Origin of the sequence: Rickettsia endosymbiont of Cantharis rufa (assembly GCF_964026445.1) — a bacterium.
Taxonomy (GTDB): Bacteria; Pseudomonadota; Alphaproteobacteria; order Rickettsiales; family Rickettsiaceae; genus Rickettsia.
Genome location: NZ_OZ032150.1, coordinates 1 through 13,120 on the forward strand (window position 1 = coordinate 1; position 13,120 = coordinate 13,120).

Consider the following 13,120-nt stretch of genomic DNA (forward strand, 5'->3'; position numbering starts at 1 on the left):
TGAAACAACTTTTAAGTCCTATAAAAGGACCTAACGACAAGATACCTATCTGGTTTATGCGTCAGGCAGGTAGACATTTACCGGAATATAGAAAAGTGAGAGAAGGTATAAAAAATTTCTTAAATTTTTGTTATGACGTAGATAAGGCTGCAGGAGTAACACTACAACCGATAAAGCGTTATAATCTTGATGCAGCTATTATTTTTTCCGATATATTAGTTTTACCTCACGCTCTTGGATGGGAAGTGGATTTTAAAGAAAATATAGGTCCTGTATTAAGACAGTTTAAATCGCAAGAAGATTTTAAATATCTACAGAATAATCCAAGTAGTAAATTAGAAAAAGTTTATGAAATAATAAAAAAAGTAAAAGGAGAATTACCATCATCTACTTCCTTAATAGGATTTACAGGTAGCCCTTGGACAGTGATAAGTTATATGTTAGAAGGAAAAGGGAAACAGGATTTTAAAATAAGCAAAAAATTTATATATGAAAATAAAATACTTGCTAGAGAATTATTAGATTTTATTACGGAAAAAACAACTTCTCATCTTATAAATCAAGCAAAGTCAGGAGTAGATATTTTAAAGCTTTTTGATTCATGGTCAGGAGTACTTGCAGAAGAAGAATTTACCGAATTTGTAATAGAACCAACAAAGAAGATTATATCAAGAGTAAAAGAAATTTTTCCTAATGTTCCAATAATTGTTTTTCCTAAAGGAGCAGGATTATTATACGAGAAGTTTATAAAAGAAGTACCGATAGATATTTTAGCACTAGATCAAACAGTTCCACTTGAAAAAATGAGACAATGGAGCGATACTGTAATAGTACAAGGTAATTTAGATCCCATCATATTACTTACTAATAAAGAAATTATTAAAGAAAAAACTTACAAAATTCTTTCAGCAATGAAAGGAAAGAATTTTATATTTAATTTAGGGCATGGTATTTTACCTGAAACACCTCCGGAAAATGTAGAATTTCTAACAGAATATGTTAGAAATTTTAAAGAATAGTGAATAATATGAAGAAAAAAATAGCAATAGTACTTTTTAATTTAGGAGGTCCAGATAGCCTTGAATCAGTAAAGTCTTTTCTATTTAATTTATTTTATGATAAAGCTATAATTAATCTTTCAAATCCGTTACGTTATATTATTGCAAAAATAATTTCCATTACTAGAGAAAGAAAATCTCAAAAAATCTATTCTTTAATAGGAGGTAAATCATCTTTACCTGAAGAAACACAAGAGCAGAAATTAGCGTTAACCGAAAAACTAAAGCAACTAATAAAAGAAGATTTTACCATTTTTATAAATATGCGATATTCAGCACCGTTTGCCAAAGAAACAATAGAGCAAATAAAAGAATATAATCCAAATGAGATAATATTATTACCTTTATATCCTCAGTTTTCAAGCACTACAACAGGATCATCAGTTAAAAATTTTTTAAAAAGCCTTGATATAGATATCCCGATAAAAACAGTTTGTTGTTATCCTCTAGAAGAAGATTTTATAAAAGCTCATGTTTCTTTAATAAAAGAAAAACTATATGATAAAAATTTTCGTATATTATTTTCTGCTCACGGGTTACCTAAAAAAATAATAAAAGCAGGTGATCCTTATAGTTTTCAGATAAAAGAAACAGTAAAAGCAATAGTCAAAGAATTAAATATAAAAGATTTAGATTATAAGATAACTTATCAAAGTAAGGTAGGACCTATAGAGTGGTTAAAACCGAATACGGAAGACGAAATAGAGATAGCTGGAAAGTTAAAAAAAGATATAATAATCGTACCTATATCATTTGTATCTGAACATGTTGAAACATTAGTAGAACTTGATATTGAGTATAAATTAATCGCAGATAAATATGAAATTCAATATACTCGAATCCCAACGCTTGGGACGAATAAAAGTTTTATTAATAGTTTGACAAATATATTGCTACGATTTATTAATAAAGTTGATACTAATTTAGTTATGAGTAGCTCTAGTACAAAAATATGTCCAAACGAATTTACTAAATGTTTATGTAAATTAAAAAATTAATAATGGAAAAATGGCAAGTTACTATCTATGGTTTAAGTCAATTCATCTGATATCTGCTATATGTTGGATGGCAGGGCTTCTTTATTTACCCAGAATATATGTTTATCATACCAAAGCTAAAATAGGTAGTGAGCTAGATAGTACTTTACAAGTAATGGAGTTAAAATTACTCAGATTCATTATGAATCCGGCAATGATTAGCACATTTATATTTGGTTTAATAAATGCTCATATTTACGGGTTTGTTGCACTTGATACTTGGTTTCACGTTAAAATGTTTGCAGTGTTAGTTTTAGTGATATTTCACGGTTTACTTGCAAGATGGCGAAAAGATTTTGCAACTGGTAAGAATATTCATTCAGAAAAATTTTATCGTATAGTTAATGAGATTCCGGCTGTTTGTATGATTATTGCGGTAATAATGGTTATAGTAAAACCTCTTGACTAATACTTATCCTATCCTGTCATACCGTGGCTTGACATGATGCAGCTATAGTTTTCCAGAAAGTTAATAATAGACGATATTAACAGTAGGGATAAAAATGCCGGATATAGAGCCAAAGATATATCCAGCTGAATTTAAAGAATCAGCGATTAGATTAGCTATTGAGTCTAAGCAACCTTTTGCTCAAACAGCTAGAGAACTAGGAATTACGAAGTATAGTCTATATAATTGGGTTAATAAACATTCAAAACTCAAGGAAGTAATGAGATATGAAGAACATCTGTATGATGAATTAAGGAGATTGAAGAAGAACTAGATAGAGTAACACAAGAACGTGATCTATTAAAAAGGCTGCCGCGTACTTTGCAAAAGAATCCCAATAAGGTACGCATGGATAAAGGAAAACAGAGGTAATTTTTCCATTTCTGCTATGTGTAAATTTATGAAAGTATCACGTAATGGTTATTATGAATGGTTAAATAATCTTGGATGTAATAGGGTTAAAGAAGGTAATGAATTAACAAACAGAATTGAAATTATCTTTAAAGAAGGTAGAGGTAATTATGGAACTAGACCTATTAAAAAGGAACTATCACGGCAAGATATAACTGCTAGTAGGAGACGCATTGCAAGACTAATAAAAGAAGCTAATTTGCTATGTAAAACTAAACGTAAATTTAAAGCCATTACTGACTCTAATCATAATAAGCAAATTGCTCCTAATTTATTAAATAGAGAGTTTACAGTTTATGCTGCTAATTGTTATTGGGTTGGAGACATAACCTATGTGCCAACTGGTGAAGGCTGGCTATATTTAGCAACTGTTATTGATCTATTTTCTAGAAAAATTATAGGATGGTCTATGAGTAATAACATGAGAGCTGATTTGGTTAATAATGCTTTATTAATGGCAATATGGCAACGTAAACCAGCAAAAGGGCTTATTTGGCATACTGATAGAGGTAGTCAATATTGTTCTGATAGTCATTTAAAAATTATAAAACAACATGGTATCAAACAGAGTATGGGTCGTAAAGGAAATTGCTTGGATAATGCTGTTGCTGAAAGTTTCTTTCATACTATAAAAACAGAATTAATGTATCAATATAAATTTAAAACTAAGGAGGAAGCAAAATATGCCATATTTGAATATATAGAGGTATTTTATAACCGTATCAGAATGTATTCTGCTAACGATTATTTATCACCAGTAAGATATGAAGAGATACAAAATTGCGCTTAAACAACTGTCCGGAAAAGTGTTGATAGATCACATGTAGAAATCAAGATCTAATCCTACAGACACTATAAAAACTATATCTGAATGTCTGATAAGTTATGACTGTCAGATGAGTATTCAAGATATAAGATTTCGTTATTCTTTTCAACATCTAACTTTTTACTATCCATAAAAGCCTGCATAGGCGTTTTACCATAGCGATATTTACCGGAATGTGATCTTTCGTTATTGTAATGCTCTAACCAAATATCAAGATCTAGTTGTAGATCATCAAGATCAGTATAAATCTTTTTACGCATAGCTGTATCAAAGAATTCTTGTTTTATAGTTTTATTAAAGCGTTCACACATACCATTTGTTTGAGGAGAATATGCTTTAGTAGTAGTATACTCAATACCCTCAATGCTTAAGAACAATTCAAAAGCATGATACTCTATATTGCCCTTATATTTACCACCTCTATCAGTTAGAATACGAAGTACTGGTATTTGCTGACTCTCATACCACGGCAGTACTCTATCATTAAGCATGTCAGTAGCGGTAAGAGCTGTTTTATCAGTATATAATTTAGCATCTGTAACCCTAGTATAGCTATCAATAAATACCTGAGAATATACCTTGTCTATACCTTTAAAATTACCTACATAATTTGCAATAGCTGAGATTCAATCTTACATTTAGTAAAATAAGATAAGTATTAAATAGAGGATTAGAAATGAATCTAAATCAAAAAATAATAAAACCAAAAATAGGATTACTGGGATTAGCTAGGAGTCTTGGAAGTATATCGTCAGCGTGTAAAGCTATGGGATACAGCAGGGACAGTTATTATAGGTTCAAAGAGCTATATGAAACTGGAGGAGAAGAGGCGTTATATGAGATTAGCCGGAAGAAGCCAATTATAGCAAATAGAGTTGATCCTGCGGTAGAGAGAGCAGTATTAGATATGGCGGTAGAATACCCAGCTTATGGGTCGCACCTCCATTTTACAGATGTGGATATTAAAAGGCTATACGTTCAATAAGAGTTCCGATGACTTTATCATGAATATCCAATGACTTGGAAAAACAAATTGTTTTACGTGTCAGTCTTTTGCATCTTGTTCTAAGATTTAAGTTACCCCGTTCTATCCGTTGAGTATATTTTTTACTAACAATGTGTTTTTTGGGATCTAATAACCTAGCATAACTTCCCTATCCATCTGTAAAGTAAAAAGTAACCTTAAAATCCTCCGGTTTTTTTCAGTAATGATTCTGATGTGCTATCACATCTTGTACCAAAAGTATAAGCAACTACTTTTAACAAAATCTTATCCAAAGAATATCAAAGCCATCTTTGTTTGGATTTATTCTGTACATAAGGCCATTGTTCATCTATTTCAGGAGCAATAATTACTTCTATCGTATTGATAGAATGATTTATCTTTTTTAACGCTAGATTTTTTTAAAACACGGATAACCGTATTGATACCCACTTTTAATACTCTTACTGTATCCCTAACTCCAGAGCCATTGATTGACATATCTACTATCTGAGTCTTGACTCCAGGCTTAGAGGCATTATTAATATATTACAGTTAAAAATATCGATTACACTGCTTGCATTGATATCTCTGTTGTTTTGAAATTGAATATCCCGCCTTTACTACTTTTTCTGTGTCGTTATAATATCTACACTTAACATCTATTCTTGATCTACACTTAACATATATTCTTGCCATAACTCCTTAACTATAATTCTCTCTTATTACTGTTTGAGGATTATAGACTATTCATGCTAAGCTGCAATACGGGGGCGCGACTAATCAGCATTACTCACTAATGCTTGTGCAAACGAACAGCCGGGTTAATCTTCTTCTCCCTTTGATAAAACCGCTGCTAATTGCAACTCTGATAGCTGTTTCTGTTAAAAACTCTTTGATTCTATTCGGTAGTTTTGTTATATTTTTCATTGTATAAGTCCCTTAGCATTACAGTACTAATACTTATACTCTTTACCTCCTTTTTTTAAGTAGCGCTTTTTTCTAAATTTCTTGCAAATTGCTTACTGCCTTTCCTTAACTTGACGCGTATGGTCCAAATAAGTGTGTAAATTTATTTGAGCCAACCAAGGAAACCATGAACTATAGCCTATAATATTGACTGATTAACATTGAACGATATTACCATTACAAATATCTAACCGAGCGAAATACTACCAAATCCTAAATTTTACATGTATTCTAATAAAATACTAGTATTTATTTATAGTTAGATTTTTTTTCTTTATTATTATCCTTATGAGATTCATGATTTTTTTTATCTTCCATATTGATGCAGCTATAGTTTTCCAGAAAGTTAATAATAGACGATATTAACAGTAGGGATAAAAATGCCGGATATAGAGCCAAAGATATATCCAGCTGAATTTAAAGAATCAGCGATTAGATTAGCTATTGAGTCTAAGCAACCTTTTGCTCAAACAGCTAGAGAACTAGGAATTACGAAGTATAGTCTATATAATTGGGTTAATAAACATTCAAAACTCAAGGAAGTAATGAGATATGAAGAACATCTGTATGATGAATTAAGGAGATTGAAGAAGAACTAGATAGAGTAACACAAGAACGTGATCTATTAAAAAGGCTGCCGCGTACTTTGCAAAAGAATCCCAATAAGGTACGCATGGATAAAGGAAAACAGAGGTAATTTTTCCATTTCTGCTATGTGTAAATTTATGAAAGTATCACGTAATGGTTATTATGAATGGTTAAATAATCTTGGATGTAATAGGGTTAAAGAAGGTAATGAATTAACAAACAGAATTGAAATTATCTTTAAAGAAGGTAGAGGTAATTATGGAACTAGACCTATTAAAAAGGAACTATCACGGCAAGATATAACTGCTAGTAGGAGACGCATTGCAAGACTAATAAAAGAAGCTAATTTGCTATGTAAAACTAAACGTAAATTTAAAGCCATTACTGACTCTAATCATAATAAGCAAATTGCTCCTAATTTATTAAATAGAGAGTTTACAGTTTATGCTGCTAATTGTTATTGGGTTGGAGACATAACCTATGTGCCAACTGGTGAAGGCTGGCTATATTTAGCAACTGTTATTGATCTATTTTCTAGAAAAATTATAGGATGGTCTATGAGTAATAACATGAGAGCTGATTTGGTTAATAATGCTTTATTAATGGCAATATGGCAACGTAAACCAGCAAAAGGGCTTATTTGGCATACTGATAGAGGTAGTCAATATTGTTCTGATAGTCATTTAAAAATTATAAAACAACATGGTATCAAACAGAGTATGGGTCGTAAAGGAAATTGCTTGGATAATGCTGTTGCTGAAAGTTTCTTTCATACTATAAAAACAGAATTAATGTATCAATATAAATTTAAAACTAAGGAGGAAGCAAAATATGCCATATTTGAATATATAGAGGTATTTTATAACCGTATCAGAATGTATTCTGCTAACGATTATTTATCACCAGTAAGATATGAAGAGATACAAAATTGCGCTTAAACAACTGTTCGGAAAAGTGTTGATAGATCAGTTTTGTAAAACGACGTAGCTAATTTTTGAAATTCACCGAGTATACAACGCATCAATAATTCAACTATTATTCTTTCATAAAATGAAAAATATCTTCCTACATTCCTTAATTCTTGAGAATTATCGTAATTTTAAAAACCTTGAACTGAAAACAGATAATATACCGATAATTTTAATAGGTGAAAATGGTAGCGGTAAAACTAATATTTTAGAAGCTATATCGCTTTTTTACCCCGGTAGAGGACTTCGGTCGGCAAAGCTTGCCGATATATGCAAAGCTTCAGAAGACTATTGCATAGTTAAAGCTCTATTGCAAAGTAAGCTAGGATCTGCAGAGTTTAGTACGCGTATTAAACGCAGCTCAAATAGGCGAATAACCGAATATAACGAAAGTAAAATGGCCAATAATGAGTTAAGCAAATTCACTAGCATGGTGTGGCTGACTCCGCAAATGGAAGGAATTTTTACTAGTAGCAGCAGTGATAGAAAAAAATTCCTTGACAGAATAGTTTATAATTTTGATCCAAAGCACGCAGAATTAGTTAGTAAATATGAATATTACATGTATGAACGAAATAAAATTCTAGAAGAAGAAATACGAGATGATAATTGGCTGAAAATCATCGAAAAAAAAATGGCTGATATTTCTAGTAATATTGCCACTAACCGCTTAAAAACTTTAGAATTTATGCAGCAGGCAATCGATGATTTAGAAAATGCATTTCCAAAAGCTGATTTATCGATTGACGGCATTATTGAACAAAAAATATTAGACGGCGAAGAAAATATTACTAGTTTTATTACAACAGAACTTTATCAAACAAGAGGCAAGGATAAACTACTTGGTCGCACTAGTTTTGGAGTTCATAAAAGCGACTTTTTAGTAAAACATAAAAAGAAAAATATTTTAGCAAAACTCTGTTCTACAGGTGAACAAAAAGCTATATTAATTGCAATAATTCTTGCTGAAATGAATTATGCTATAAAGCTAACTAAAATAGCACCGATTTTACTTTTGGATGAGGTATTTGTTCATCTAGACGATAAAAGACGTGAGTATTTAACCGAATTTTTTACCAACTTAAACATGCAGCTATGGGTTACCGCTACCGATTTAGAAGGTATAGAAAATTTTGCAAGTAAAGCACAATTGATAAAGTTATAAGACATTGCCTAAAAAAAGTTGACATCGGTATCTATGCAACAATGCCTGCTCACAATAACGGGAAATTGTATATAAAACATACTGCTTAATCTTTTGAAACCGCTTAAAACTAATTTTTAATTTATATAATTACTATGACAAAACAAACTAACAAAATATCTTATGATGAAGTACCTTATTCTCCATTCACTTTCAGTTGTACCTCCCCACCGTATTTAAGAACTATCGGTAAACTATTTGGGCTGAATCCAGTACCTCTTGAAACAGCTAGAATATTTGAGATCGGTTGTGGAATCGGTGTTAATATTCTTAATTTCGCCGAAATATATCCTAAATCGTACACCCTCGGTATTGATTTATCCAAAACACAAATAGAACTCGGCAAAAAAATTACCAGCGATTTGAAACTAAAAAATGCTGAGCTAAAAGCATTATCTATATTAGATCTTGATGAGTTATACGGTAAGTTTGATTACATAGTTTGTTACGGTGTATATTCATGAGTGCCTTAAGAAGTACAAGATAAAATACTCGAAGTCTGTAATAAGATGTTAAACCAAATGGTATAGTTTTTGTAAGCTATAATACGCTGCCGGGTTGGAATGTGCAGAGAATAATACGTGAAATGATAATGTTCCATTCAGAGCTATTTAATGCTAGCCACGATAAATTACAGCAAGCTAGATTACTTTTGAAGTTTATCAATGACTCATTAGAAAGCCCCACAACACGCTATTCTAATTTCTTACGAGATGAAACAAAATTATTATCCGCATATACAGACTCATATGTATTACATGAATATTTAGGCGAAATTAATACAGGTACATATTTTCACCAATTCATAGAGAAAGCTCAAAAAAATCATTTAAATTACTTAGGTGATACATCGCTTACTGCAATGTTTCTCGGTAATTTACCGTCTAAAGCAGCTTAAAAGCTACAAGTTATTAATGATATTGTTCGTACAGAGCAATATATGGATTTTATCACTAATAGAAAATTCCACTCGACATTGTTATGTCATAAAAACATACCTATAAACAGAAAAATTGAATTCAACAATTTAAAAGAATTTTACACTAGCCCTAATATTAGACCGGTAACTCCGAAAAAGACATTGATTTAAATAACGAGAAGGAAAATATCAGCTTCTATTACGAAAATTTACCTTATCCTTTTATTTCAAGTACTTCACCGATCATGAAAGCTATTTTGTATATATATGCTGAAAATATTAGCAATCCGATAAGCTTAGAACAAGTAGCAAAAGAAGCTTTAAAAAAGCTTGGTAAATATAAATTGCAAGATTTCCTAGCTGCGCTAGAGCAGCATTTTATAAAATTTATTTTTCAAGGTTATCTAAAAATATTTGAGACTAAGCCGCATGCTATAGCAACTATCACCGAAAAACCTAAAACTAGCGAATTTGCAAGATACTAAACAAAACAAGCTAATTTTAATAATACGAATATAGTTAGCGTAACAAATAGACCTAACGATATGATGGGTATGGCAATACATGAAAAATATATTTTAGAAATGCTAGACGGTACGCATAATATTGATGATATTAAGAAAGGTGTTCTTGAAAAAATTAATTCAAAACTCTTAACTGCTCGTGATGATAAAGAACAAGAAGTAACTGATCAAAAATTGTTAAAAGAATTTATTGACTATGTAGTTGCCGCATCCCTTGAGAAATTCCGTATGAACTATCTTTTGGTAGGGCAAGTTGGTATGGCTTTGTAAAATAGGTATTGTTGCATAGGTCGAAAAACGCACTCGGTGTCATCAAAACTACTCAAAGTATTAATAATTTTAGTATTTTTAGCTGAATTCCACGACCAAGTCGCGGAATGACAACAGAAAGCTTAGCCAAGCAACAATACTTTAGGCAATATCGAAAATTACGCTACTAATTTTTCGCGTAATACTTCAACTAACTTATTAATTGCTTCAGTCGGGTGTATGTTTTCAAGAATAGCAAGTTCACCTGCAAGTCTATTTAAAGCTGATTCATATAGGGTTCTTTCACTATAAGAACGATCATTATCAACATTTTTATGTAAGTCTCGTAATACTTCAGCTATAGCTACAATATTACCTGAGTTAATTTTCCCTTCATATTCTTGTGCTCTTCTACTCCACATTCTATTTCCTTGTTTTGGTTTACCTTGAAGAGTTGAATATATTACATCTAAATCTTTTCTGCTTGCAACTGCTCTAAGACCGACAACCGAAGCCCTACTAACAGGCACTTTTAGCGTCATTTTATCTTGGGAAAAAGAAATGACGTATACTTTAATTTCTGTACCAGCTATAGTATGATACTCTATATTTGTTATTTCACCAACTCCATGTGCAGGATAGACAATTCTCTGCCCTATTTTAAACTCGGATTTTTGTTCGACTTTATGTTCGGATTGTGTTGTATTTGTCATTATTAATTCCTCCGTAGTGGTTTTAGTGCCTAAGAACTTAATGTTAGACTATTATTTTCTATAGCATAGCACATTCTGCTTTTATTATAAAGTAGATATTTTTATTGAAATAAAATTGATACAATCTTATTGTAGATAAGGTTAATAGTTAAAGGAAAATTATGCGAAGTATTTTTATTGTACCAATATTTTTATTATTTTTGAGTAGTTGTTCAGAAGAAAAAGCACAAGATAAGAACCAAGAAGAGAAACAAATAATAGAGCAAGAAACCGCACAAAATAATGAAGACCAAGACGTTGGAACTTCTCAAGAAGCAAATCAAGAAGCCGTAAATTCTGAAAATGCAGCTGAATCGATAGTACCTGCTAATGATAATAATCAAATTAATGAAGTATCAACGCCGGATTCACAAGAACAAAAAAATCCTGAAATAACACCCTTTAAAGTCACTTTTAAAGTTGATGATAATGATATGGTTCTCGGTAACAAAAAATCAAATGTTATATTAGTCGAGTATTTCTCTCCTACCTGCCCACATTGTGCTTATTATCATAATACAATTTTTCCGGAACTTAAGAAAAAATATATCGATACTAATAAAATTGCATATGTAGTTCGTGAATTTATTGCTACAAAACAAGATTTAGACGCTGCAATTTTAGCCCGATGCAAGGGTGATATAAACAGTTTTGTACAATTGCATAATATTATATTACAACAACAAGATAAATGGGCATATAGCAATAAATACAGAGAATTACTAACTGATATAGGTCATCTTGGCGGTGTTCCTCCAGAAGAATATAAGCAATGTTTAAATAATGATAAAATTACTGAAACACTAATCTCTAATACTAATTTTGTAGCAAAAACACCAAAATTTATAGGCACTCCTTCTTTCTTTGTTAATGGAATACAAACCGGAAATTATAGTATGGACAATATTTCCACAGCATTAGATAAAGCTTTAGAAGAGCAAAAAGAAAAATCAAAAAATGAGATGAGTTTGTAATTAATACTGACAGTGTTGCATGGTCTCGATATCATTCCCGCGTAGGCGGGAATCCAGGGTAAAGCGAGATAGATCGAGCTTTACATTTCAAAAATTAGCTGTATTTATAATCTTTTTCTGGATTCCCGCCTACGTGGGAATGGTATAGGCGGCTTTTTCAAGCCACGGTATGACAATGTACAAGAATATAATGGATACGGAAAAACTAAAAGATATCAAAGCAAGAATTAAAGACTTAAAAACTTCCAAGTTTTCTAATTCTAAGATTCAGCAGGAAATTAGCCCGTTCACTATCGCTGTAGATTTGGTTTTAGGTACAATGATAGGTGTCGTGATTGGAATATTTACGGATAAGTTCTTTAACTCTAAACCTTTATTTCTTATTATATTTACAATAATGGGAATGATTGCCGGCTTTAATATTATAAGGCAAAAAGTAAATAATAAAAAGTAAGGAAATGACTCATAGCCCTTTAGTACAGTTTGATATCAAAAAATTAATAGAAATCAAAATGTTCGGTTTTGACGTCAGTTTTACTAATTCAAGTATCTATATGTTATTTGCTAGTATCTTAGCTCTAACTTATTTTTACTTAGCTTTTTATAATCAGAAATTAGTACCTTCTAGATTACAAGTAAGTGCCGAAATAGTTTATAATCTTGTATCTGATATGTTAAATCAGAATATAGGAGAAAAAGGACGTAAATTTATTCCTTTAGTTTTCAGTTTGTTTATTTTTATTTTATTCTGTAATTTACTTGGTATGACACCTTATAGCTTTACTGCTACTAGTCATATTATCATTACTTTTGCCTTGGCAATTTTAGTATTTTTAACGGTAACTATAGTCGGTTTTGTAAAACACGGCTTACGTTTTTTAACTCTTTTTTTACCGCGCGGTACACCTTTGTGGCTAGCACCATTAATGATAGTAATTGAACTGTTTACATATTTAGCAAGACCGGTTAGTCTATCACTGCGACTTGCTGCTAATATGATGGCGGGGCATGTTTTATTAAAAGTAATAGCCGGTTTTACCGTTTCATTAATGATTTACTTGAAATTTCTGCCAATCCCTCTTATGGTTATACTGATTGGGTTTGAAATTTTTGTTGCAATACTTCAAGCTTATATTTTTTCTATTCTTTCTTGTATGTATCTTAATGATGCTATTAATTTACACTAAATAATTTTTAATTTAAGTTGGAAT

The 13,120-nt window shown here is 31.1% G+C and carries 14 protein-coding genes and 4 pseudogenes; 13 read left to right on the top strand and 5 right to left on the bottom strand.

All coding sequences use genetic code 11. From position 1 onward, the window contains the following. Window positions 1-49 precede the first annotated feature (49 nt). The 5 genes and pseudogenes from hemE to AAGD46_RS00025 form a co-directional block, all read left to right on the top strand. Window positions 50-958: pseudogene (gene hemE / locus AAGD46_RS00005) on the top strand (uroporphyrinogen decarboxylase); the annotation flags it as partial. 69 nt (window positions 959-1,027) lie between these two features. Continuing rightward, window positions 1,028-2,056, top strand: coding sequence for a ferrochelatase (hemH, locus tag AAGD46_RS00010; protein WP_341787286.1), 1,029 nt, complete (start codon window positions 1,028-1,030; stop codon window positions 2,054-2,056). Window positions 2,057-2,066: 10 nt separating this feature from the next. Beyond that, complete coding sequence (hemJ, locus tag AAGD46_RS00015) at window positions 2,067-2,504, top strand: protoporphyrinogen oxidase HemJ (protein WP_341787287.1); 438 nt, start codon at window positions 2,067-2,069, stop codon at window positions 2,502-2,504. A gap of 94 nt (window positions 2,505-2,598) precedes the next feature. After that, the gene (locus tag AAGD46_RS00020) at window positions 2,599-2,817 is read left to right on the top strand and encodes a transposase (protein ID WP_341786903.1); all 219 of its coding nucleotides are present in this window, start codon (window positions 2,599-2,601) and stop codon (window positions 2,815-2,817) included. A gap of 105 nt (window positions 2,818-2,922) precedes the next feature. Then, a complete protein-coding gene (locus AAGD46_RS00025; protein WP_341787859.1) occupies window positions 2,923-3,744 on the top strand; it encodes an IS3 family transposase in 822 nt (273 codons plus the stop codon). A 71-nt stretch (window positions 3,745-3,815) separates the two neighbouring features. Here the strand turns inward: AAGD46_RS00025 and AAGD46_RS00030 are convergent. Then, window positions 3,816-4,388: pseudogene (locus AAGD46_RS00030) on the bottom strand (integrase core domain-containing protein); the annotation flags it as partial. 68 nt (window positions 4,389-4,456) lie between these two features. Between AAGD46_RS00030 and AAGD46_RS00035 the strand changes: the two are divergent. After that, a pseudogene (locus tag AAGD46_RS00035) lies at window positions 4,457-4,714 on the top strand (helix-turn-helix domain-containing protein); the annotation flags it as partial. Between the two features lie 28 nt (window positions 4,715-4,742). On the opposite strand, the gene AAGD46_RS08365 reads toward AAGD46_RS00035, so the two are convergent. The 3 genes from AAGD46_RS08365 to AAGD46_RS08375 all read right to left on the bottom strand — a co-directional run bounded on the left by AAGD46_RS08365 (window position 4,743) and on the right by AAGD46_RS08375 (window position 5,263). Further along, window positions 4,743-4,898 (bottom strand): IS1 family transposase, encoded by a 156-nt coding sequence (locus tag AAGD46_RS08365; RefSeq protein ID WP_410525951.1) that lies wholly within the window; start codon window positions 4,896-4,898, stop codon window positions 4,743-4,745. 166 nt (window positions 4,899-5,064) lie between these two features. Continuing rightward, on the bottom strand, window positions 5,065-5,163 hold the full coding sequence (locus AAGD46_RS08370; protein ID WP_410525950.1) for an IS1 family transposase: 99 nt from the start codon (window positions 5,161-5,163) through the stop codon (window positions 5,065-5,067). Beyond that, entirely contained in the window at window positions 5,120-5,263 is a 144-nt protein-coding gene (locus AAGD46_RS08375; protein ID WP_341786690.1) for an IS1-like element transposase, read from the bottom strand. The genes AAGD46_RS08370 and AAGD46_RS08375 overlap by 44 nt, the downstream gene beginning before the upstream one ends. Before the next feature lie 848 nt (window positions 5,264-6,111). Here AAGD46_RS08375 and AAGD46_RS00045 point away from each other — a divergent pair. From AAGD46_RS00045 to AAGD46_RS00060, 4 genes and pseudogenes are all read left to right on the top strand, one after another. After that, window positions 6,112-6,330 carry a transposase gene (locus AAGD46_RS00045; protein ID WP_341786903.1) on the top strand — a complete coding sequence of 73 codons (219 nt, stop codon included), beginning with the start codon at window positions 6,112-6,114 and terminating at the stop codon, window positions 6,328-6,330. A 105-nt stretch (window positions 6,331-6,435) separates the two neighbouring features. Next, window positions 6,436-7,257: an IS3 family transposase gene (locus AAGD46_RS00050; RefSeq protein WP_341787859.1), complete on the top strand. Its 822-nt coding sequence runs from the start codon at window positions 6,436-6,438 to the stop codon at window positions 7,255-7,257. A gap of 112 nt (window positions 7,258-7,369) precedes the next feature. Next, window positions 7,370-8,452 carry a DNA replication/repair protein RecF gene (gene recF / locus AAGD46_RS00055; RefSeq protein ID WP_341787288.1) on the top strand — a complete coding sequence of 361 codons (1,083 nt, stop codon included), beginning with the start codon at window positions 7,370-7,372 and terminating at the stop codon, window positions 8,450-8,452. A gap of 134 nt (window positions 8,453-8,586) precedes the next feature. After that, window positions 8,587-10,204: pseudogene (locus AAGD46_RS00060) on the top strand (methyltransferase regulatory domain-containing protein). A 158-nt stretch (window positions 10,205-10,362) separates the two neighbouring features. Here the strand turns inward: AAGD46_RS00060 and AAGD46_RS00065 are convergent. Continuing rightward, the gene (locus AAGD46_RS00065; protein WP_341787289.1) at window positions 10,363-10,896 is read right to left on the bottom strand and encodes a CarD family transcriptional regulator; all 534 of its coding nucleotides are present in this window, start codon (window positions 10,894-10,896) and stop codon (window positions 10,363-10,365) included. A 161-nt stretch (window positions 10,897-11,057) separates the two neighbouring features. On the opposite strand from AAGD46_RS00065, the gene AAGD46_RS00070 reads away from it, so the two are divergent. From AAGD46_RS00070 to AAGD46_RS00080, 3 genes are all read left to right on the top strand, one after another. Further along, on the top strand, window positions 11,058-11,909 hold the full coding sequence (locus AAGD46_RS00070) for a DsbA family protein (RefSeq protein WP_341787290.1): 852 nt from the start codon (window positions 11,058-11,060) through the stop codon (window positions 11,907-11,909). A gap of 190 nt (window positions 11,910-12,099) precedes the next feature. After that, a complete protein-coding gene (locus AAGD46_RS00075) occupies window positions 12,100-12,363 on the top strand; it encodes an AtpZ/AtpI family protein (protein WP_341787956.1) in 264 nt (87 codons plus the stop codon). A gap of 4 nt (window positions 12,364-12,367) precedes the next feature. Further along, window positions 12,368-13,096 carry a F0F1 ATP synthase subunit A gene (locus AAGD46_RS00080; RefSeq protein ID WP_341787291.1) on the top strand — a complete coding sequence of 243 codons (729 nt, stop codon included), beginning with the start codon at window positions 12,368-12,370 and terminating at the stop codon, window positions 13,094-13,096. Window positions 13,097-13,120 lie beyond the last annotated feature (24 nt).